The 21,645-nt window shown below is 61.3% G+C and carries 20 protein-coding genes; 10 read left to right on the top strand and 10 right to left on the bottom strand.

The window, feature by feature from the left end:
• Positions 1–6 precede the first annotated feature (6 nt).
• Genes DXH78_RS00910 through DXH78_RS00900 form a run of 3 tightly spaced genes read left to right on the top strand, consistent with a single transcriptional unit; the run spans position 7 to position 2,564 of the window.
• Positions 7–1,347 (top strand): aromatic ring-hydroxylating dioxygenase subunit alpha, encoded by a 1,341-nt coding sequence (locus tag DXH78_RS00910; RefSeq protein ID WP_115517652.1) that lies wholly within the window; start codon positions 7–9, stop codon positions 1,345–1,347.
• Positions 1,344–1,817: an aromatic-ring-hydroxylating dioxygenase subunit beta gene (locus tag DXH78_RS00905; RefSeq protein WP_115515300.1), complete on the top strand. Its 474-nt coding sequence runs from the start codon at positions 1,344–1,346 to the stop codon at positions 1,815–1,817. Before DXH78_RS00910 ends, DXH78_RS00905 begins: the two co-directional genes overlap by 4 nt.
• 6 nt (positions 1,818–1,823) lie before the next feature.
• Positions 1,824–2,564 (top strand): SDR family NAD(P)-dependent oxidoreductase, encoded by a 741-nt coding sequence (locus DXH78_RS00900; protein ID WP_115517651.1) that lies wholly within the window; start codon positions 1,824–1,826, stop codon positions 2,562–2,564.
• Positions 2,565–2,585: 21 nt separating this feature from the next.
• Here DXH78_RS00900 and DXH78_RS00895 read toward each other — a convergent pair whose 3' ends face one another.
• The 4 genes from DXH78_RS00895 to DXH78_RS00880 all read right to left on the bottom strand — a co-directional run bounded on the left by DXH78_RS00895 (position 2,586) and on the right by DXH78_RS00880 (position 7,511).
• A complete protein-coding gene (locus DXH78_RS00895; RefSeq protein WP_115515299.1) occupies positions 2,586–3,071 on the bottom strand; it encodes a MarR family winged helix-turn-helix transcriptional regulator in 486 nt (161 codons plus the stop codon).
• Positions 3,071–3,565: a MarR family winged helix-turn-helix transcriptional regulator gene (locus tag DXH78_RS00890; RefSeq protein ID WP_115515298.1), complete on the bottom strand. Its 495-nt coding sequence runs from the start codon at positions 3,563–3,565 to the stop codon at positions 3,071–3,073. Before DXH78_RS00890 ends, DXH78_RS00895 begins: the two co-directional genes overlap by 1 nt.
• 209 nt (positions 3,566–3,774) lie before the next feature.
• Complete coding sequence (locus tag DXH78_RS00885; protein ID WP_115515297.1) at positions 3,775–5,355, bottom strand: indolepyruvate oxidoreductase subunit beta family protein; 1,581 nt, start codon at positions 5,353–5,355, stop codon at positions 3,775–3,777.
• A complete protein-coding gene (locus DXH78_RS00880; protein WP_115515296.1) occupies positions 5,352–7,511 on the bottom strand; it encodes a thiamine pyrophosphate-dependent enzyme in 2,160 nt (719 codons plus the stop codon). Before DXH78_RS00880 ends, DXH78_RS00885 begins: the two co-directional genes overlap by 4 nt.
• Positions 7,512–7,680: 169 nt before the next feature.
• Here DXH78_RS00880 and DXH78_RS00875 point away from each other — a divergent pair, with 169 nt between their 5' ends.
• From DXH78_RS00875 to DXH78_RS00855, 5 genes are all read left to right on the top strand, one after another.
• The gene (locus tag DXH78_RS00875) at positions 7,681–8,718 is read left to right on the top strand and encodes a carbon-nitrogen hydrolase family protein (RefSeq protein ID WP_115515295.1); all 1,038 of its coding nucleotides are present in this window, start codon (positions 7,681–7,683) and stop codon (positions 8,716–8,718) included.
• A gap of 32 nt (positions 8,719–8,750) precedes the next feature.
• A complete protein-coding gene (locus DXH78_RS00870; protein WP_115515294.1) occupies positions 8,751–9,857 on the top strand; it encodes a cupin domain-containing protein in 1,107 nt (368 codons plus the stop codon).
• Positions 9,858–9,934: 77 nt separating this feature from the next.
• Complete coding sequence (locus tag DXH78_RS00865; protein ID WP_115515293.1) at positions 9,935–10,840, top strand: fumarylacetoacetate hydrolase family protein; 906 nt, start codon at positions 9,935–9,937, stop codon at positions 10,838–10,840.
• A gap of 10 nt (positions 10,841–10,850) precedes the next feature.
• Positions 10,851–11,600 carry a maleate cis-trans isomerase family protein gene (locus tag DXH78_RS00860; protein ID WP_115517650.1) on the top strand — a complete coding sequence of 250 codons (750 nt, stop codon included), beginning with the start codon at positions 10,851–10,853 and terminating at the stop codon, positions 11,598–11,600.
• Between the two features lie 136 nt (positions 11,601–11,736).
• Complete coding sequence (locus DXH78_RS00855) at positions 11,737–12,243, top strand: MarR family winged helix-turn-helix transcriptional regulator (RefSeq protein WP_115515292.1); 507 nt, start codon at positions 11,737–11,739, stop codon at positions 12,241–12,243.
• Between the two features lie 3 nt (positions 12,244–12,246).
• Here DXH78_RS00855 and DXH78_RS00850 read toward each other — a convergent pair whose 3' ends face one another.
• Both DXH78_RS00850 and DXH78_RS00845 read right to left on the bottom strand, forming a co-directional pair.
• Entirely contained in the window at positions 12,247–13,242 is a 996-nt protein-coding gene (locus DXH78_RS00850; RefSeq protein WP_115515291.1) for a 3-hydroxybutyryl-CoA dehydrogenase, read from the bottom strand.
• 16 nt (positions 13,243–13,258) lie between these two features.
• A complete protein-coding gene (locus tag DXH78_RS00845) occupies positions 13,259–14,350 on the bottom strand; it encodes an NAD/NADP-dependent octopine/nopaline dehydrogenase family protein (protein ID WP_115515290.1) in 1,092 nt (363 codons plus the stop codon).
• Positions 14,351–14,490: 140 nt separating this feature from the next.
• Between DXH78_RS00845 and DXH78_RS00840 the strand changes: the two genes are divergently transcribed.
• Entirely contained in the window at positions 14,491–14,946 is a 456-nt protein-coding gene (locus tag DXH78_RS00840; protein WP_115515289.1) for an acyl-CoA thioesterase, read from the top strand.
• A gap of 27 nt (positions 14,947–14,973) precedes the next feature.
• On the opposite strand, the gene DXH78_RS00835 is transcribed toward DXH78_RS00840, so the two are convergent.
• Entirely contained in the window at positions 14,974–16,635 is a 1,662-nt protein-coding gene (locus tag DXH78_RS00835; protein WP_245416691.1) for an ATP-dependent acyl-CoA ligase, read from the bottom strand.
• A gap of 94 nt (positions 16,636–16,729) precedes the next feature.
• Here DXH78_RS00835 and DXH78_RS00830 point away from each other — a divergent pair, with 94 nt between their 5' ends.
• Positions 16,730–18,385, top strand: coding sequence for an AMP-binding protein (locus tag DXH78_RS00830; protein WP_168192664.1), 1,656 nt, complete (start codon positions 16,730–16,732; stop codon positions 18,383–18,385).
• Positions 18,386–18,399: 14 nt separating this feature from the next.
• Here DXH78_RS00830 and DXH78_RS00825 read toward each other — a convergent pair whose 3' ends face one another.
• From DXH78_RS00825 to DXH78_RS00815, 3 genes are read right to left on the bottom strand one after another with little or no spacing between them, the layout of a single operon-like run.
• Complete coding sequence (locus DXH78_RS00825; protein ID WP_115515286.1) at positions 18,400–19,185, bottom strand: cyclase family protein; 786 nt, start codon at positions 19,183–19,185, stop codon at positions 18,400–18,402.
• A gap of 29 nt (positions 19,186–19,214) precedes the next feature.
• Positions 19,215–20,456 (bottom strand): SDR family NAD(P)-dependent oxidoreductase, encoded by a 1,242-nt coding sequence (locus tag DXH78_RS00820; protein WP_115515285.1) that lies wholly within the window; start codon positions 20,454–20,456, stop codon positions 19,215–19,217.
• Positions 20,453–21,631, bottom strand: coding sequence for a thiolase family protein (locus DXH78_RS00815; RefSeq protein ID WP_115515284.1), 1,179 nt, complete (start codon positions 21,629–21,631; stop codon positions 20,453–20,455). Before DXH78_RS00815 ends, DXH78_RS00820 begins: the two co-directional genes overlap by 4 nt.
• Between the last annotated feature and the right edge of the window lie 14 nt (positions 21,632–21,645).

Genomic DNA, 21,645 nt, shown 5'->3' with positions numbered 1-21,645 from the left:
TACATGATGGGCGCCTACCGAAACAACATCGATGCAGTCCGCGCGCTGGTGCGGGACTCCGAAGTCCACCGCGATGTCTATATCGACGCCGAGGTGTTCGATCTTGAAATGGAGCATCTGTTCCCCAACAGCTGGGTCTATATCGGCCACGCCAGCCAGCTGGCCAAGCCCGGGGACTTCATCACCGCGACCATCGGCCGGCAGCCGGTCCTCGCAACCCGTCACAGCGACGGCAGCGTCCATGTGTTGTTCAATCGCTGTCCGCACAAGGGCGTCAAGATCGCGTCCGAGGCCTGTGGCAACACCGGAAAGTTTTTCCGCTGTCCGTATCACGCCTGGTCGTTCAAGACCGACGGCTCGCTGCTCGCGATCCCGCTGAAGAAGGGCTATGAATCGACCGGCTTCGAAGAAAGTCCGGCGAGCATTGGTCTGACGCCGGTCAAGCACGTCAAGATCTACCGTGACTTCATATTCGCGAAGCTGAACGATGGCGGCCTGTCGTTCGAGGATTATTTCGGCGAAAGCCTGTCGACGATCGACAACATGGTCGATCGCTCGCCGGAAGGTAAGCTGGTCGTTCAGGCGGCGCCGATCCGGTATATGCACACGTGCAACTGGAAGATGCTGGTCGAAAACCAGACCGACACCTGCCATCCGATGGTCGCGCATGAAAGTTCGGCCGGCACCGCCGTCAAAGTGTGGACGCGCGAGAAGGGCGATTCGACCGACACGCCGATGGCGGTCCAGCTCTACGCGCCGTTCATGAGCCCGTACGAATTCTATGAAAAGTCCGGCATTCGGATCTGGCCCAACGGCCATGGCCACACCGGCGTATCCAACTCAATTCACTCCGACTATTCGCAGATACCCGGATATTTCGACAAGATGGTCGCCACTTATGGCGAGGCGCGGGCGAAGGAAATCCTGGGCGAAACCCGGCACAACACGATCTATTTCCCGAACATCATGGTCAAGGGACCGGTGCAGATCCTGCGGCACTTCATTCCCATTGCCGTCGACAAGACACTGGTCGAGAGCTGGGTGTTCCGCCTCGTCGGTGCGCCGGACATGCTGTATGAGCGCGCCTTGATGTACAATCGCTTCATCAACGCGCCGACCTCGATCGTCGGCCATGATGACCTGGAGATGTACGAGCGTGCGCAGGAAGGGCTTCGCTCGAACGGCAATCAATGGGTCAATCTGCAGCGGCTCTACGAAGACGGCGAGAAGTCGGACGTCACCGAAGTGATCAACGGCACGTCCGAACGCCAGATGCGAAACCAGTTTCATGCATGGGTCAAGTTCATGACGCAGGACATGACCGAGCGCGCCGAGGCCGCAGAATGAACGAGAAAGCGATCGCCGACTTCGTCTATGAAGAGGCCCGGCTGCTCGACGCCATGCAATGGGAGGGCTGGCTCGGCCTGTACCACGCCGAGGCGCGCTATTGGGTGCCGCTGGAGTGGCAGCAGCAGGACCCCGTTCTGCAGCCTTCGCTGATGTACGAGGACGTTCTGCTGCTGAAGGTGCGCGTCGAGCGTCTCTCGGGCGAGCGGACTTTCAGCCAGAAGCCGAAAAGCCGCTGCCACCATCTGCTGCAGGCGCCGCAAATCGTCGAATGCAACGCCGAGACCGGCGTCTTCAAAGCCCGGACGTCGTTTCTCTACACCGAGACCCGCGGCGATACGCTGGAGCGATATTCCGGCTGGGCCTCGCATGAGCTGATTGCGATTGACGGAGCTTTCAAGATCAAGCTCAAGCGCATCGACCTTATCAACTTCGACGCGCCGTTCGGCAATATCCAGTTGTTTATGTAAGTGGTCATGGCTCAGAACGGTAAACACGTCACCCTCATCACCGGCGGAAACTCTGGTATCGGCGAAGCCTTGGCCAAACGTCTGCTCGCCAGGGGCGAGCCGGTCGTATCGGTCGGCCTTGCCAAGCCCAGATGGACGCATGAATTGCTCAGCGCCTATGAAGTCGATCTGACCAAAATCGACGAAACGCGGGCGTGCGCCGCCGAGATCTGCGAGCGGCATCCGGTTGATCGGCTCGTGCACAATGCGGGCATGATCCTCCCGAACCGCCTGCCTCAAGCCAAGGCGGAGGACATCCTGACGCTGGCGCAACTCCACCTCGGCGCGCCGATGATCCTCACCCAGGCGGCGCTCAAGGGCATGCAGGAACGAGCTTTCGGCCGCGTCGTCTTCGTCAGTTCGCGGGCGGCGATGGGGATGCCGTCACGGTCGGCCTATTCGTCGACCAAGTCCGGCGTACATGGCCTGGCGCGCACCTGGGCCCTCGAACTCGCGCCGAACGGCATCACCGTAAACGTCGTGGCGCCAGGACCCGTGCTGACGGATAACTTCTGGGGTATCGTGCCGAAGGGATCTGAGCTTCAGGACAATATCGCGCGAACCGTTCCTGTCGGCCGCATCGGCCAGCCGGACGATATTGCCAACGCGGTTGAGTTCTTCTTGAGCGAGGCGTCCAGCTTCGTCACAGGGCAGGTGATGTTCGTTTGCGGCGGCACGAGCCTGGGAAGCAGCCTCGTTCCGCCCTGACCGATGGCCGTGCCGCGTGCGTCAATCGTTGCGGATGCCGGACATATTATCGATCATCTGGGCCAGAACCTTGGCGCAGACGTCGATGTCACGGGCGGAGATGCCTTTGGTGAGCGTGGTGTAATTCTTTTCCATCGCTGGCCAAACCTTGAGCAGGAGCGCTTCGCCTGCCGCAGTGAGGGCGATCATCCGCCGGCGCAAATCCTTTTCGGCGATCGTCCGCTCGACCCAGCCGGCAGAGACCATCGTATCGATGGTGCGGCTGGCGGTTGACTGTTCGGTCATGGCCAGAGCGGCGATCTCATTGACCGTCAGACTCTGGTGAATGTAGAGCGCGGCGAGCGTCCGCAGGGCCACGGCGTTGATCTCGTCTTTGCCGAGTTCGCCGTTCTGCATAGTTGTCCAGAGGCTGGACAGCTGGTTGACCAGATACGGAACGTAGCGCTGCAGCCGTTCCGTCGTATCTGGCGGACCTGACGCTCGCGACGCTTTCGGTCGACGACCCATTATTTCTTGCCGGTTCGCTTCAGATCATTGTCGCGAACTTTGGTCGACAGCGAGCGCAAAATGGACAATGCGTGTTCAAGCTCGTCGGGACTCACGTTTTCAAAGCATTCCCGCAGATGCTTCTGGTGTATAGCGGCCGCCTTTTGAAACAGCGCTTTCCCCTTAGGCGTCAGGCGGACGATGAACGAGCGCCGGTCTTCGCTGGAGATCGACTTGTTAATAAGGGCGTCGGTCAAAAGCCGCTGCACCAGACCGGATACGTTGCCTCCGGATACCTTGAGGTTCCGCGACAGTTGCCCGAGCGCGAGGCCTTCCTGGTAGCGATAGAGCTGAGCGAGGACGTCGAACTTGGCAACCGAAAGTCCAAGTTTGGAGCCGAGAACCGCATTCAGCGACGAGAAGACGGCGCCGTGCAGCGACAATATCTGCAACCAGACGCGGGTCTCCTGCTGGCCGAAGTCGACGACGTTCTTCTTTTCCGGCGATATCGCCATGTCAGGCCCCACCAAAGAATGGCGTCGTCAGGACGCCGGCGTCCTTCAACGAGCCGGGATCGAAATGTTCCGGAACTCGCCTGCCAAAGCCCGAACGGCGTTGCGGCAAGACCATCGAATCGCACCCCAAGGTTAGCGCAACAGATAAAGGGACGGGGGGCGACGAACAAGTCCGCGGCATTTCGATATCCTCAGCGCGTCCCCGGTGGCTAGCGCACCGAGGCACCTTCCGAGGCGAATGACTTGATTGTCTCAATCGCCCCTTCCAAATCTTTTCCCGGTGCATCCTTGATCGCGGCTTCGCGCAGGCGCCGGGCCCAATCGGCGGCATCGTCACGGTCTTCGACCAGGCCGATGGCGGCCATCACCTTGTCGAACTTGGACAATCCACGCGAATGGGTGTCCGAATAGCCCTTGACCAGCCGGCGGCACTGCAGGATTTCAACGCCAAGCTGGTAGTTCTTGGCGAGCGCGCCCGTGGCGGCGGCAAGCCAGCGGTCGCGGTGTTCAACTTCGACAGCGTGACGGTAGGAGCGGCGTCGGAGGCCCCGCAGGCCTCCGACTGCGTAAAGCATCAGGAAGGGCAGGAGGGAATATGTGCGTAGCCGGCGTCCTTTGTTGACGCGGGCGTCCAGCCAGCGCACCAGACCGGGACGCTTCTCCAGCCACCTGGCCAAGCCGGCGGGCAGCACTCCCATTACCTCGTCCATGCGCGGATGCATGAATTCGGTTGTCTGCAGCACCTGATCCTGCGCGAGGCCCATTTCCTTCTCGATACGGGCGCGGCGGGTCGAGCGCGTTTTCAGGTCAGCGACGCGAATGACGTCGTCATAGGCCATGGCATTGGCGAGGTATTTTGCCGCAGTTACGGTGAAGAGGAAATTTCTGGCCTCGCCGCCATCCCGGCGGTCCTCGGCATAAAGACGAATGAGATTGTCGAGATACTCGGCGCCATAGGCGACGTCTTGAAAGTCCACCACCTTCGCCAGTCCGGCATAACCGATATCGTGAGCCGCGGCCGGGAGCTCGTTCCGCAGGCGATTGATCAGCGGTTCGATAGTCCGGTTGCCGATGCCGGACGGCAAACGAATGATGGCAGGCTTCTCCACGTCGCTGTCCGGTGTCGCCGGATTTTGCGTTTCCTCGAACGCTGCTTCAAACGTGCGAATGCTGGCTTCGACGCCTTTGCCGCCGCCGCGAATGATCTCGATATAGCTCTCGCGCGGGAAGGGCAGTACGCCAGAACCGGCCAGCGCGCCGAACATGGCGGCCGATATCACGCTGCCGTGCCGCAAAGCGAGCGCATTCATGTCGAAAATGTACTGATGCTTGGCAGTAACGCCGATGGCCTCCCCGACGATAGCCTTGTCCATAATGCCGTTGCCCGGCGTCATCTTCTCGGTTACCGCGAAGGAGCGATGGCTCGAGGCGATCAGTGTTGTCCGCTCCGGCGTCACAATACCGCGCAAGATCGCCCGGCCGGCTTCGACGAATTCCGACGCGAGAACGACGTCAACGTCGCCGGGTGTCGGCATTAGCGACAGGATCGGACTTCGCCCCGCGAGCGGCGGCATCATCTCGATGTAGTAGATGGTTGCGCCGGTGCGTTGCGCGACGCCCGGAACGGAGGTCGATTGCGCCACCCAGCCCTGGCTTTCGCCGAGCTCGACGATCCAGTCCGTCAGCACACCGCCGCCCTGGCCGCCCATCGCGACGATTGCGATGGAGATCGGCCGCTCCGTCGCTGCACCCGCAGCGGGAAGAGCGAGCTTGACCGTCTCGTCCCTCATGCGGCGATCCCGAAAGCCGGCCGCCGCCGGTCGCGGCGCTGCTGCAGAAAGCCGATGATCGCCATTGTGACCTTTGCCTTGAAGCGATCCCAGCGCGTCGGGTTGTGAACGACGTCAGCGCGATAAAAGGAGGGGCAGAGCACGGCCGCCTCGGCGACTTCGCCGCAATTGCCGCAGGCGACGCAGGAATCGTCAATCGCGGCGACCGGATCGTCGCGCAAGGGATCGTCGAGCTGCTTCACCGATAATGATGGACAGCCGGAGAGACGTATGCAGGCGTGGTCGCCGGTGCAGACATCCTCATCGACCCCGAAACGTTCCTTGACGACACGCTCGCCGCCTTTGATTGCCTTGGCGATCAACGGCTTCACGCGGCGCTGTTTGTTCAGCATGCATTCCGACGAAGCGACGATGATCTTCGGCCCTTCGGCCTTGGTCGTCAGCGCTTCCTTCAACGTCGCTCGCATCTTGCCGACGTCGTAAGTCCGGTCGACCTCGCGTACCCATTGGGCGCCGATGCTTTTGACCGCCTGCACGATCGAGTTGTTGGTCTGCCGGTTTTCGTTGCTCGCCCGCGACGACAGGATGTCCTGGCCACCAGTCGCCGAGGTGTAGAAGTTGTCAACGATCAGGAAGACGCCGTCGTGCTTGTTGAAGACGGCATTGCCGATGCCGCTGGTCAGGCCGTTATGCCAGAAACCGCCGTCGCCCATCACCGCGATGGATCGCTTGTCGGCCTTGACGTTAAAGGCCGAGGTGGAGGCAGGCCCAAGACCGAAACCCATGGTGGTGGCGCCGATATTGAAGGGCGGCAGAATCGAGAACAGATGGCAGCCGATGTCGGCCGCGACGTGATGCGTTCCGAGCTCCTCCTCGACCATTTTCATGGCGGCGAAGATCGGCCGCTCGGGGCAGCCGGTGCAAAGGCCAGGGGGTCTGGCCGGGAGCGCGCCCTTGAGCTTCTGCACCATCGGATGGCCGAGCACGTCGTTCGCATTGGGAGCCGGCGGCCGGTTACCGAGCAGACGAGGATCGGCTTTGTCGACGAATGTGCGAATGCCTTCCAGCAATACCTGTGCGGTATAGTCTCCGCCCATCGGCAACATGTCCTTGCCGTGGACCCGCGTATTGATATCGCGGCGGCGGAGGGCGGTATTGACGGCCTGTTCGAGATACTCAGGCTGACCTTCCTCCACCATCAGGATGGCATCCTTGCCGCGGCAGAAGTCGGCAACTTCGCTGTCGATGACCGGATAGGTCACGTTCATCACGTAGAGCGGAACCTGCGTGTTGCCATAGGCATCGGACAGACCGAGATACTGCAGCGCGCGGATGACGTTGTTGTACATCCCGCCTTGCAGGATGATGCCGACCTTGCCGTCGCGGGGCCCCTTCAATTCGTTCAGGCGATTATTGCGGACGAAGTCGATCGCCGCAGGCATACGCTTGTGGATCTTCTCTTGCTCGTGTTCGTAAGCGGCTGGCGGCAGCACGATGCGGCCAAGATCGCGCCGGGGGTTGTTCAGCGCGTCCTTGATCGTGAAGCCCGGCTTGACGTTGTTCTTCGTGGCGAAGCTGCCATGCATATGACAGGTGCGGACGCGCACTTCGAGCATGACCGGAGTGTTCGATGCTTCCGAGAGCTCGAACCCCTTTTCGATCATATTGACGATGCACTCATGGTCGGGCCGCGGATCAAGCAGCCACATCTGCGATTTCATCGCAAAGGCGTGCGTGCGCTCCTGCATGATCGAGGAGCCTTCGCCGTAGTCCTCGCCGATGATGATCATCGTGCCGCCGGTAACGCCGCCGGAGGCCAGGTTGGCGAGGGCATCGGAGGCGACATTGGTGCCAACCGTCGATTTCCACGCCACTGCGCCGCGCAGCGGATACATGACTGATGCCGACAGCATTGCCGCCGCGGCCGCCTCGTTGGCGGAGCTCTGGAAGACGACGCCGAGCTCGTCGAGCACGTCCTGGGCGTCGGCGAGCACATCCATCAAGTGCGAAATCGGCGACCCTTGATAGCCGCCGACATAGGACACACCAGACTGCAGCAATCCCTTGGTGATGGCCAGGATGCCCTCGCCGCGAAACGTGTCGCCGTCGCCCAGACGCAGATCCTGGACCTCGCGCGCAAATGATCGCTCAGCCATTGCCACCTCTATAAATATGTTCTAGCATAAGTTCACATGTAAACTAAGTCAAGCCAAAGCCCAGTATATCGTACGGATTTGTCTGGCAAATTCACGATTTTGGCCAGCTTCGTATGAAAAGCATTGATCGGCAATGCGCACGCACAGGGCTCCGTGGAGGCAGCGAACGATGCTCGATCTTCCGAAATTCAGGGCCGCCGCGGTGCAGGCATCGCCAGTTTTCCTCGACCCTGATGCGACCGTCGCCAAAGCGGCGGCGCTGATCAAGGAAGCGGCCGCCAACGGCGCCAAGATCGTCGCCTTTCCGGAAGTCTTTGTTCCCGGCTATCCCTACTGGAACTGGATCACCGACCCGGTGACGGGGAGCGCCTGGTTCGAAAAGCTCGCGAAGGCCTCAATTCTGGTTCCGGGTCCGGAAATCGACGTGGTGCGGCAGGCGGCCCGGGATGCCGGCGCCTATGTCGTGATCGGCGTCAATGAGCGCAGTCCGGTTTCGCTCGGCGCCATTTTCAACACATTGGTGTTCATCGGCCCGGATGGTGAGCTGCTTGGCAAGCACCGCAAGCTCGTGCCGACCTGGGCCGAAAAGCTCACCTGGACCGGCGGCGACGGTTCGAGCCTCAAGGTCTACGATACGGCCGTGGGCCCCCTCGGGGCTCTCGCCTGCGGAGAGAACACGAATACGCTGGCCCGCTTCAGCCTGCTGGCGCAGGGTGAGCTGGTGCATGTCGCGAGCTACATTTCCTTGCCGGTTGCGCCACCGGAATACGATATGGCCGAAGCTATCAAGCTGCGCGCCATCGCTCATTCATTCGAAGGCAAGCTCTTCACCATCGTGTCGTGCTCGACGGTGTCTGAAGAAATCATCACGGCGATGGAAAGCGTAACGCCGCAAGCGCGTAAGCTGTTGCAGCGCAAATCCAGCGCGTTCTCCGGCATCATCGGCCCGGATGGCCGGGTCGTGGGCAATTCGTTGATCGACGATGAAGGCATTGTCTACGCCGATATCGATCTCAATCGCTGCATCCAGCCGAAGCAGATGCATGACATCGTCGGTCATTATAACCGGTTCGACGTCTTCAATTTCAGCGTCAACGGGCGCCCGCTTGCGCCCATGACCTGGGCGGGTGAGCGGCCGACGAACGAACCCGAGGCGTTGGAATTGCCCGATCATTCGTTGTCGGTCAAGGCGGCCAACCAGAACTAGATCGTAACTTGAAATCTCGCTTGGAGGTTAACATGCGCGAAGACGTCATCGGCCGAGCCAATGTCGAAGATACGCCCGAACTCGAAGCCTACTACAAGGAGCTCGAACAGTTCGAAGCCGGCGCTTTGTGGACGGTCGCCAACAAGATCGAGCCCTGGCAGCCGAAGTCGCAATCGGTTCCGGTGTTGTGGCGCTACAAGGACCTGCGTGAGCATGTCCTGCGTTCGGTCGATCTGGTGACGCCGGAAAAGGCCGGCCGCCGCGTGATCTATCTGAACAATCCCGGTCGTCGTGATGTCTCGGCCGCCGTTGGCTGGCTGTACTCCGGCCTGCAGGTGATGAACCCCGGCGAAGTGGCGTCCGCGCACGCGCATTCGGCGTCGGCGCTTCGCTTCATCATGGAAGGGTCGGGCGCCTATACGATCGTGGACGGGCACAAGATGACGCTGGGCGCCCGCGACTTTGTGCTCACGCCCAACGGCACCTGGCACGAGCACGGTGTTGAGGCGAGCGGCAGCCCCTGCATCTGGCAGGACGGCCTGGATATCCCGTTCGTCAACGCGATCGAGGCCAATTTCTACGCCGTTCATCCCAAGATTCAGCAGGACGATTCGGGTCTGCCGATCGACGACATGACCAAGACCTGGGGCAATCCGGGGCTGCGGCCGGCGACCGGCAAGTGGTCCAAGGGCTATTCGCCGATGTTCAAGTACGAGTGGGAGCCGACCTACGAGTCGCTGAACAAGTACGCGAAGGCGACCGATGGCTCGCCCTTTGACGGCATTCTCATGAACTACGTCAATCCCGTTACCGGCGGCCATGTGATGCAGACAATCGGCGCCAGCATGCAGATGCTGCGCCCGGGCGAGAAAACAAAATCGCATCGCCACACCGGCAGCTTCATCTACCAGGTCGCGAAAGGCTCTGGCTACTCCATCATCGACGGCAAGCGCTTCAACTGGCAGGAGCGCGACATTTTCTGTGTGCCGTCATGGGCCTGGCATGAACATGGCAACGACTCGAATACGGAAGATGCCTGCCTGTTCACATTCAACGATCTGCCCGTCATTGAAGGTCTCGGCTTCTACCGTGAAGAAGCTTATGGCGACAACGCCGGGCATCAGGCCGTTGCAGCGTAACTCCCGCCGAACTTGGGCTCCGCACTCCGGTGCGGAGCCCGTTCTTTTTTGATAACCCCACCCCGGATTTTCGATCTATGCGTCTCGTCACTTACATTGCCAATCTCAGCGCGCCGCGGCTCGGCGCAATCTCCAGCGGGCTTGTCGTCGACGTCGAGCGTCTTGGCGCTGCGAACGGTCTTTCGTTGCCGGCCGATATGCTGACCTTCATAGATAACGGCGCCACCATGCTGCCGGCCCTCAACGCGCTGCTTGGTAGCGGAAAAGCGTTGCCGCCCGGCTCGGCGCTGCCCATCGAAAATGTCACTCTGTGCGCGCCCATTCCGCGGCCGCGCAAGAACATCTTCGGCATCGGTCTCAATTACAGCGAACATGTCGCCGAATCCGCGCGGACTCTCGATACCGACAAGAATCTGCCCAAGCAGCCGGTTCTGTTCTCGAAGCCACCGACAACGGTAATCGGGCCGGGCGGTGCGATCCACCACAATGCGAAGATGACGCAGCAACTCGATTGGGAAGTCGAGCTCGCCGTCATTATTGGCAAGACTGCGACCCGCGTTCCAGTCGAGGGCGCGATGAGCCACGTATTCGGCTACTCCGTCATGATCGACGTGTCCGCGCGCGACAACCGGCGCGCTGGGCAGTGGATTTTCTCGAAGGGCATGGACACCTACGCGCCGTTCGGCCCCTGCATCGTGACGGCCGATGAAATTCCGAATCCGCACGACCTGCGCCTCTGGCTGAAGAAGAATGGCGAGATGAAGCAGGACTCCAACACAAAATTCATGATCTTCAACGTCCCGTTCCTGATCTCCGACATTTCGACCGGCATCACACTGGAGCCGGGCGACATCATCGCGACCGGCACGCCGTCCGGCGTCGGCGCGGGCATGAATCCACAGGAGTGGATGTGGCCGGGCGATGTCATCGAGGCGGGCGTCGATGGTATCGGCACCCTGCGCCATCCCGTCGTCGCCGTCTGAGGCCGTTGTCATGTCCACGATCAATTACCGCATCGGTCAGATCGTGCCATCGTCCAACACGACGATGGAGACCGAGATTCCGGCCATGTTCCGGGCTCGTGAAGGCATCTTGCCGGAGCGCTTCACCTTCCATTCCAGCCGCATGCGCATGAAGAAGGTGACCAAGGAAGAGCTCGAGGCGATGGACCGCGACAGCGACCGTTGCGCGATCGAGCTCTCCGACGCGCGGGTCGACGTGCTGGGTTATGCCTGTCTTGTGGCGATCATGAGCATGGGCAAAGGCTACCATCGGGTTTCCGAAGAACGCCTGCACAAGAAGACCGTTGAGAACCAGGCGCCGGCCCCGGTTGTGACCAGTGCCGGCGCGCTGATCGATGGCCTCAAGACACTCGGTGCCAAGAAGATCGCGCTGATTTGCCCCTATATGAAGCCACTGACGCAGCTCGTTGTCGACTATATCGAGAGCGAAGGCATCACTGTTCATGATTTCACGGCGCTGGAAATTCCGGATAACCTCGAGGTCGGCCTGCACAATCCGGAGCGCTTGCTTGAGATTTACAGGACGCTCGATCTTAAGGGCATCGACGCGATCGTCGCTTCGGCTTGCGTGCAAATGCCGTCGCTGCCGTCGATCGAGCGGATAGAACGCGAAACGGGAATTCCGACGGTGTCGGCGGCAGTCTGCACCACGCAGCAAATGCTGAAGCAGCTTGGTCTCGAAACCCGCGTTCCGGGTGCCGGCGCGCTTCTGGCGGGCTAGCAGCGCGGCACAATCGCGGACGGACAGCGCTCCGGCTTCCCGGGGGCGCTATGCGGGACGATGCTTTACCGGTAAGAATATTGGACCTAATGTAATCTGCGGCCATCGAGGCCGTGGACCCTAGGTATTTGAGCGAATGAGCGAATCCAGGCCGTTGGCGCGTGCCGGAGCATCAGTCGTCGACCGCGAAAGCGCTTCGCCGCAGGATGAAAAGCTCGAATTACGCGTGTGGCTCCGCTTTCTGTCGGTCTTCAAGATTGTGGAAGGCAAGCTGCGAACCCGTTTGCGATCCAATTTCGATATCTCCACGCCGCGTTTTGACGTTCTGGCGATCTTGCACGGTCACAGCGGCGCCATGACCATGGGTGAGCTGTCGTCCGGCCTGATGGTCACAACGGGCAACGTGACCGGCATTGTCGATATGCTGATCGACGAGGGCCTCGTCAGCAAATCGCCAAATCCGGTAGACCGGCGGAGTCATTTGATCGAGATCACGCCGGCAGGCCGCCGATTGTTCGCGCGCATTGCGCCGGCCCTCGCGAAGTGGTTTGAGGATGCGATGTCGGAGATGACTGCGGCGGAGATCAAGGAGCTTCAAAGGCTCCTTGGCAAATTCAAGGCTTCAGCCAACAAGTGGCAATGAGCGCTACGGCGCCGGGGGGCGCGCCAGACCCAGTGCCTTCAAGCGTTGCGCGAAGCCGCCGAGCCGTTCCTTGCGGTAGGCATCGATATCCATTCCCTCATAGTCGAGAAAGCCACGCGCGGCGCGAAGGCCGGTTCGGCCGTCTTTCATGTTCTGTTCGATGATCGGCGGGGCCGCATAGCGGTCGTTGTCGAGCGCGTTCACCAGATAGCGGCTGGCATAATAGAGAATGTCGCCACCGCCCCAGTCGATGAACTCCAGAACGCCCAGAACCGAGAACCGGAAGCCGAAGCCATATTTCAACGCCTTGTCGATGTCGGCGGCGGTGGCGACGCCTTCTTCGACCATGCGCGCGGCCTCGTTCATCGCCAGCGTCTGGATGCGCGGCACGATATAACCAGGGCGCGCGGCGCAAGTCACCGGAACCTTGCCAATGCGCTCGAGAAGATCGCTCAGCTTTTTTGTAATGGCCGGCAGCGTCTTTGCTCCCGGCGACAGTTCGACCAGCGGAACCAGGAACGCCGGGTTGAGCCAATGCGCATTGAGGAAGCGCTCCGGATGCTCAACCGAGCCTGACAGATCATCGACCAGAATGGTCGACGTGGTCGACGCGATAATGGTCTGCGGTGGAACAAGTGGCGACACTTTGGCAAAGAGCTCGCGCTTCATCTCGAGGACTTCGGGAATGCCCTCGAATACGACGTCGCTATCCGCCAGCGCGGCGGCCTTGTCCGCGTCGGCAACGACACGAACCCGCTTGATGATCGCCGGGATATGCGTACCGTCGAACAGGCCCAGCGAGGCGAGGATCTGGAGCGTATCCTTGATTTCGGCGTGGACCTCGTCGGCGAGACGCTGAAAGTCCGCTTCCGGTCTTGCTTTCAGATCGCAAACGGCGACTTCATGACCGGCATAAGCGAACACGACGGCGATGCCGCGGCCCATGCGTCCGGCACCGAGGCAGGCGATTTTCTCGAGATTTGGCAACGTTTCGCTCATAGGTTAGGGGGCGCGATCAAGCGACCCCGGTCTTGAGGTAGTTCTGCAAGCCGGCCCGATCGTAGGCGCCGAGACCCAGGCGCGCGAGCGTTCTGCCTTCCTTGGCGGCGTTGAAATCGCAGATTGCCGAGCCCAGCGTCAGGAAGCTCTGCGCCAGCGGGGTATCGACGCCGGCAAGCCGCGCGACCGACACCAGAAGCGACAAACCAAGCAGCGTATCCTCGCGCATGTAGCGGTGAGTCTTGAGGTCGATGTGCTCACGCCAGTCGCCGGACTTGGTCAACTGGTTGTGCGAACGCCGTCCGTACATCCACTCGTCGCCGTCCTCTTTGTAATGGTCGGCGAGCGGGAAATGCGGCGCGCCGTAGCCGAGGCCCTGGCGGACCGCGATGCGTTCGCGGTCGAGCAGGTCGGTGACATGACGGATCGAAGGCTGGGTGCCTTCATTGTGGATGTCCCAACGATCGAAATGCTCGAGCGGGCCGGCATTCATGAGGATGAGCGGTGGATGGATGATCGGGCCGGCGTTCATCAAAGCGCCCGACAGGGCATCGCCGCACGCCTCGATAACGCCGGGAAATGCCTGGCCGATGACGGCGAGCGCATGATCTTCACTTTTGGCCGGGAACACGCCGACCGGGAGGCGGGTGGCGCGTGTCGTGATCGCCACTTCATAGGGGCCATGCTTGCGCGCCAGCCAGGGCAGGGTTCCGGTTTCGGCGAAGCAAACGTTCTTTGCTTGGCTGTTCGACTTCGCGGCATGCGCGAAAATCAGCGTGCCGAGCGTGCCCGGCGCCAGGAAGACGACCTGATCGGCCTTGAGGCATGGCGCGAGAGCGGCGGCGATATCATCGTGCGATGTCGCTGGAGCAGGGCAGAAGATCAACTCCGCTCCGTCCACGGCCTTGGCTATGTCGTCCGTGACGAGCGCCAGACGCGCATTGTGCGCCCCGGTTATATCCTTGACGATGATAGTTCCGCCGTTGGCGATATGATCGGCAACAGCAGCCTTGTCGCGCCGCCACAACCGGACCTCGTGGCCTCGCAGAGCAAAGTCGCCGGCCGCAGCAAACGAACCGTTGCCGCCACCAAGAATGGCAATGCGCATATCTTCCTCCAACACGTCGATCTTTGATACATAATTATCTTAGGCCTAAGATATTTGCAATCCGCGAAACCTTCATATATAAAGTATCTGTTGTTTCGCAGTGGCGGATCAATGGTATTGCGGGCAGCGCGACAACTTCTATGCTTGTTTTCCCTCGAGAATTGAGATTTGGCGACTGCGACCCGTCAGGGATCGCTTATTTTCCTTCGTACCTCAACATCCTGAACGGTGTGGTCGAGGACTTCTGGCGCGAGATCGGCTTCGCGTGGCCCAAGCTTATCGGCGAACTGGGCATTGGAACGCCGACTGCACATATTAGCTGTGATTTTTCCCGGCCATCGTTTTTTGGCGAGGCCTTGACCTTCAAGATCGCCGTTCGGCGGGTCGGCAACAAATCCCTGCATCTCGAACATGGCGTCTTCGGCCTCGACGGGCTGAGATGGAAGGCGGCCCAGGTGATCGTGGCGACGTCGACGGAGAATCATAAGTCCGTCGCATGGCCGGACGATATTCGTCTGGCGCTTGAACGTCGTGTGACGGCCGAACCGTTTGAATTGGATCCAAAGGAAGCCATGGTGCGGGCGGGGCGGGCCTAGCGCGCCACGGCTCCTCTGCGGAAGAGTTTAGCGCCGCAGTTTGTATCCCGACTTTTCTCTATCCCACATATCGGGCGTAATGCCGGCCTCGCGCAGCGACACCTTTTTTATCTTGCCGTTCTCGGTCAGTGGCATCTGGCTTATGAAGCGGACATAGCGAGGCACTGCGAAATAGGCCATCTTGCCTTCGCAGTATTTCACAACGTCGAGTGCCTGGAGCGACGCGTCGGGCTTGAGTTGAACCGCGACAGCGACTTCGTCCTCGCCCAGTTCGGACGGCACAGGATAGACGGCGCATGCCGCAATCAATGGGTGCGCATGCAGCACGGTCTCCACTTCCCATGACGACACGTTCTCGCCGCGGCGTCTGATCGCGTCCTTCATTCGGTCTATGAAGCGGTACAGGCCGCTGGCTTCGCGAACCACTCTGTCGCCGGAGTGAAACCACAGATTGCGCCACGCCTCGACGGTCTTTTCAGGCATGTTGAAGTAGCCGGTCGCGAATGAGAAAGGTTCGCGTGGACGCAGCACCAGCTCCCCGGCTTCACCGTCGGCCAACGGCGTATCATTGCCATCGACAATCTGCGCTTCGGCGCCGTCGATCAGATATCCCATCGAGCCGGGATGATCGGCGGGAACGGGCGTCGCTATCACGAAATTCGTCTCGGTCGATGCGTAGCCGTCGAGAAGCGGTACGTTGAAGCGCCGTCTGAACTGCTCGTGCAAATGACCTGGAACGCCGCCTCCCAGGGAGACACGCATCTCGTGGTTTGTGTCGTCCTGCGTTTCGGGTTGGGCCAGCAGTATGGTCGCCATGGCGCCGAGGAGATAGCCGACGGTTGCACGATGTTGGCGGGCCGTATTCCAGTATCCCGAAGCTGAGAACTTCGGCTCCAGGACATAGGTGCAGCCATTCAGGAGCGCCTGATAGAACGTATTGAGCGCGTTGGTGTGAAAGATTGGCAGTGTGGTCATCAGCACGTCGCCCTCGCGAATGCCAAGATGACGCGCCGAATAGATTCCCCACCAGAATAGTTGCGCCTGCGGACAGCACACGCCTTTGGACGGCCCGGTGGTGCCTGAGGTGTAGAGGATGGCGACCGTGTCGCCTGGCTTCGGCGCGGGCGCCGATTTGGCGGTGCTGGGTGCGCGCGAACTCGCGTCGCGCGAAATGCCATTCTGGTCGATTGTCCAGAAGTCAGATGGCAGGACACTCTGGTCACGCATGGAATCGAGGTTGCCGCGGAAGATGTCCTCGACGACCAGAAGGCGGGGTGAGGAGTTACGGAAAATATGCTCGAGCTGAACGCCGCGCGAGGCGGGGTTAATCGGCACGGCAATCGCTCCGAGCCATGCGCAGCCGAGATAGACCTCGAGAAATTCAGCGCGGTTTGACGCGAGGATCGCGATGCGGTCGCCGGGGACGATACCGGCTTCGGCCAGATGCTGTGCCGACGCGGCAGCAACCGCCGCCGTCTCGGCATAGGTCCAGCGTGTCTGGCCTGCGATCACCAACGTCCGGTCGCGGTGGCGTTCAGCCTGGCGCGTGAGGATCGTCGGGAAGACGCGGTCGGCGGGCGGGAAGGCCTCGACGATCTCGTTGTAGCGGTCGTTCTTCTTACCGGGCGGCTTCTGTAGCTGTGTCGTCAACGGCGCGATCCTCGCAGGAAGGAAGCCGGAAACTAGCACGAGGGGGTGGCAAGTGAAATTACTTTATGTATAAAGGAAATAACATGGTAGCCATGCGGCCTGCGGGCCGCCGACGTTGATGTGGTGGTGGTGCATGGGGCGAATCGAAGTCTTGGGGCGATACCAGTCGCCGTTCGACGTGTTCTCGGCGGCGGTCGCGCGACGTTCGGCGTCGCCATTTCTGCTGGCGCCGTCGAGCGCGGAACTGGCTTACGCCCGCGATGGATTTCGCTTCGCCTACGGTGAGGCTGAGCGGGCGGTATCAACGTTGAGAGCCGATTTCGCGGCGGCGGGCTATGGGCGCGGCGCGCGTGTCGCGTTGCTGCTCGACAATCGGCCGGAGTTTTTCTTCCATTGGCTTTCGCTTAACGCGCTCGGCGTCTCGATCGTGCCGATCAATCCGGATCTGCAGCCCGACGAGTTGTCTTATCAGCTCGAAAAGTCGAAGGCCGATCTGCTGGTCGCGACCAGGGACCGGATGCCGCTGGCGCGGCGGGCTGACCTCGGGCGGGCACGGCTGATTGAGGTCGGCGAGCCGATTCCGGCTTGCGCCAGCCCTGTCACCGCACAGGCCGGGGCGGCCGATCACGAATGCGCGCTCCTGTTCACGTCCGGCAGCACGGCCAAGCCGAAGGCTTGCATCCTGTCGAACCGCTATTTCCTCGGCATTGCCGACTGGTACGTCAACCAGGGCGGTGCGGCGGCGGTGCGGGAGGAGGGCGAGATCAATCTGACGCCATTGCCGATGTTCCACATGAACGCGCTCGGATGCAGCGTAGTCGGCATGATGGCGCTCGGCGGCGCGGTCGTGCCGCTCGATCGTTTTAGTGCCAATCGCTGGTGGGCAAGCGTTGCCGACAGCGGCGCGACTATCGTTCACTGCCTGGGCGTCATTCCGGCGATACTGCTGCAACTGCCGGTCAGCGAAGCTGAGCGGCGGCACAGCGCTCGCTTTGCTTTCGCGCCGGCAGTGGATGTGCGTCACCGCGCCATATTCGAAGAACGCTACGGCATTCCAATCGTCGACGCCTGGGCGATGACGGAGACCGGTGGCGCCGCGGCCACGACGACGGCGAAGGAGCCGCGCGGCTTTCCGTCGCGCTGCATCGGCCGTCCTGCGGATAATATGGTATTCCGTTTGGCCGATGACGAAGGACGCGATGTGGCGGCCGGGCAGCCGGGCGAACTTCTCGTGCGATCGAAAGGTCCCGATCCGCGCCTCGGTTTTTTCAGCGGTTATCTCGACGACCCGGTGAATACCGAGGACGCCTGGAAAGACGGCTGGTTTCATACCGGCGATTACGTCTATGTCGGACCCGACGGACTTCTGTATTTCTTCGATCGCAAGAAGAGCATCGTCCGGCGCAGCGGCGAAAACATTGCCGTGCTGGAGGTCGAGTCCACGCTCCAGAAGCTGGATGGCGTCGAGGCCACCGCGGTTACGCCCGTACCGGACGATCTGCGCGGCGAGGAGGTTTTCGCCTTCGTTGTGAAGTCGCCAGGCACGGCAGCCGATGACCGGACTTTCGCGGAGGCGATCGTGCGCGGCGCTGCCGAAACACTCGCCTATCACAAAGTGCCGGCCTACGTGTCCTTCATCGATGCGCTGCCGTTGTCGCCGACCCGGAAGATCGCGCGCGGCGAAGTGAAGGTGCAGGCCGTCCATGCTCTGGAAGGCAATACGGCGTTCGACTTTCGCGACCTCAAGGCGCAATTGCGCAAGAAGCCGAAGGCGGCCGGCCCGGCCTGACGACTCCGACGCGACTAGGCGCCGTTGGCGACCAAAGCCAGGACGCGGAGCGGGCTACCTGAACCGTTTTCGATCTTGAGCGGTGCGGTGACGAGCATTGCGCCGGTTGGCGGAAGCTGATCGAGGTTGCACAGGCATTGCAGGCCGTAACGCCCGCCGCCGTGCAGGAAATGGTGCGCAGGCATTGGCGGGTCGAGATGCACGCCCTGGCCGGCGTCGGTGCCGATCGTTTCGGTACCGAAACCGATAATGCCGCGTTCATGCACGAGCCAGCGCATGACCTCGGCATCCGGTCCCGGCGTGTGGGCGCCATCGTCCTTCAGGTTCGCATAGGCGCGCATGTCCTTCTTGGACCAGTCGGTACGCAGCAGGACCCAGTTGCGCTCGGGAATGCGGCCATGGCGGGCTTCCCACGCTTCGACCGCCGGAACGGTAAGAAGGAAGTCGTCGTCCGCGGCGGCTTCCGCCGAACAATCGATGACGCAGACCGGCGCAATCATGTCCGCCGCCGGCAGCGCGTCGAGCGCATTGTTCGGCAAATCCTTGCCAGTGTACCAGTGGATCGGCGCATCGAAGTGCGTGCCGGTATGTTCGCACAGTGTGATGTTGTTCCAGTACCAGCCCGGCCCGGCATCATTGTAACGCGAGATTTGCTGAATGCGCATCGGCATGGCCTGGCCGAATTCCGGCGGCAGCACGATCATCGGGAATTCGGGGCTGAGCGTAAACGTGAGATCGACGATCTTCACTGCGCCTGAGGCGAGCGCCGATGCGAAATCCGCAAGAGAGGCATTCTTCATTTTTCGTGTCCCGGATAATGAGGGGCCGGCTATTCGCCGAGTTCGCGCTCAAGCGCCTTCGGATTGGCGGCGAAGCGCTTGCGGATATCTTCCGCGACTTCGCCGACGAAAACGTCTTCGATTCCTTCTTTCAGTCCGCGCACCACAGCGGCCGCCAAAGCGCGCGGGGCGACTTTCGGCGGCGGCAGTGTCTGAAACCATTCAGTGTCGAGCGGCCCGCTGAAAGCATTCATCACGCGCACCCCGCCAGGTCGCAGCTCCGCTCGCAGGCACTGCGACAGCGACAGGCATGCTGCCTGCACCGCCGAATACTGGCCGAATTTCGGCCAGTTCGTCAGCGCGTAGGCGGACAGGATATTGACCCAGGCCGCAGCGCTGTTCGTTCCGTCGGCGCCGCGCGATCGCATGGCCGGCCCAAAGGCTTGCGCAAGATGGACGAGGCCCATGTAGACCTGACCAATTTCGACATGCGAAGTGGTCGTGCCCGTGCGATCGAACAGCCCGCCGGCACGGATGTGCTCATTGGTGTTGATGAGGATGTCCACTTTGCCGCCAATATCGGCGGCGAGATCGAAAACCGATTTCTCGTCCGACACGTCAAGCGGCACGATGTCGACGCCTTCAATGCCACGCAGCGTGTCTTCGCCCGGAAACGGCTTCCAGGGCTCGGCAATGCCGACGAAAAGAATTGAGGCGCCGGCGGCCTTCAGGGCCAAGGCCATTTCCTGTCCGACCGGCGTGCGGCCATTGGTGATCAATACACGGCGGAATTTCGGATCGGCCGTCATCTCGCGCCATTGTTTGTCGTCGCTCATGAACGGTGTCTCCGCTTTCGGCCGCGCGAAGGCAACCGCCTGGCCGGCTTTGTCGATTTGGAAACTCATGCGGATGGTATCGCCTGCCTTGCAGTCGCCGTGCAGGTGGGACACCAGAACGGGTCCGCAGGACAACTCGACAAGGCCGATGCGCCAGGGTGCCCGTTCGCGAAAATAAACGTCGCTCGGCACCCGCACCGTCGTCTCCGACAGAACGACACCGTCGCGCGGGGCATCCTTCATGATGAGGTCGGTTCCGAGGCAATGCGGACAGGCCTCGCGCGAGGGGTAGCAATATTCGTCGCAGGCGGGACAGAATTGCAGCGCGAAACGTCCTTCGGCGGCGACACGCGTCAGTACATGCGCGGTGCGGCTGCGCCAGCCCGGCGGCAGCGTCGGCTGCCGCGAGCGCTTGAGGGGATCTTTGCGTTTGGGTCGGATCAACGGCTCGGTCATGACGACGCCCCGGCGATGATGGCCGCACCTGACGACAGCCCGCGATCATAATTGATCATGCCGAAGCCGGAAGCCAGCGCGACGCGGGCATTCTTGACCTGCGTCGGACCTGCGGTGCCCAAGACCTGGCGCAGCGCCTCGACCATGCCGAGATAGGCACCGCCAGCGCCGGCCTGGCCGACGGAGAGCTGCCCGCCAGAAGTATTTTGCGGAAAATCGCCATTGATGGTGAGATCGTGGTTGCGCACGAATTCGGCGCCTTCACCTTTTTTGCAGAAGCCCAAGTCTTCAAACTGCATCATCACGATGAACGGATAGTCGTCATAGGTTTCCAGAACGTCGATGTCATCCGGCTTGACGCCGGCCATCCCGTAAAGGTCGCCGATGTCCATGGCCCAGCCGCCGCGGACCTGAACCGGATCTTTCGAGAAGGCGTTGTGCCGTTCAATGGTGCCAAGCAGGCGCGCACTGGCGAGACCGAGCGATTTGGCGGTGTCCTCGCGCATGACAAGGAAAGCTTCGGCGCCGGCGCAGGGCATGACACAGTCAAACAGGTGGATAGGGTCTGAGATCGGCCGTGCTCCGAGGTATTGTTCGAGCGTTAGCGGCGCTTTCATCAGGGCGTGCGGATTGCGCAACGCGTTGGCGCGCTGGGAAACTGCGATCTTGCCGAGATCCTCGCGGGTCACGCCGTATGTACGCATATAATTCTGGGCGATCAGGGCGAAGCTCGCATTGGCGCCGCCCGCGCCATAAGGATAGGCGGCGTCCTGCGAAAACCGCGAAAAGTGCTCCAGCGTCCGCCGGAACGAGTCGACGTGATTGGTGTCGCCGGCAACACAGGCAACAACATCGGCATCCCCTGCCTCCACCGCCCGCGCCGCATGGCGCAAAGCGGCGACGGCACTCGCGCCGCCGAGCGGGATATGCTCGAGCCAGCGCACGCATAGTCCGAAATGCTGGGTCATGGCGATCGCCGTATCGGTGCCCAGCGTGAAGCTGGAAACGCACAAGCCGTCGATATCGCTGACTTTGATACCGGCCGCGTCGACCAGGCCTTTGAGAGCACGGCCGACCCACCACTGCGCGCTTTCGACCGAATAGCGCGTATAGGGAATGGTGACCGGAGCCGTCAGGACGACCTTATCATAGGGCCGCCGTTTGGATGCTTGCATGAGGGCAGCTACCT

Origin of the sequence: Undibacter mobilis, from assembly GCF_003367195.1 — a bacterium.
Classification (GTDB): Bacteria; Pseudomonadota; Alphaproteobacteria; order Rhizobiales; family Xanthobacteraceae; genus Pseudolabrys; species Pseudolabrys mobilis.
This window is presented reverse-complemented; position numbering and strand designations above follow the sequence as displayed.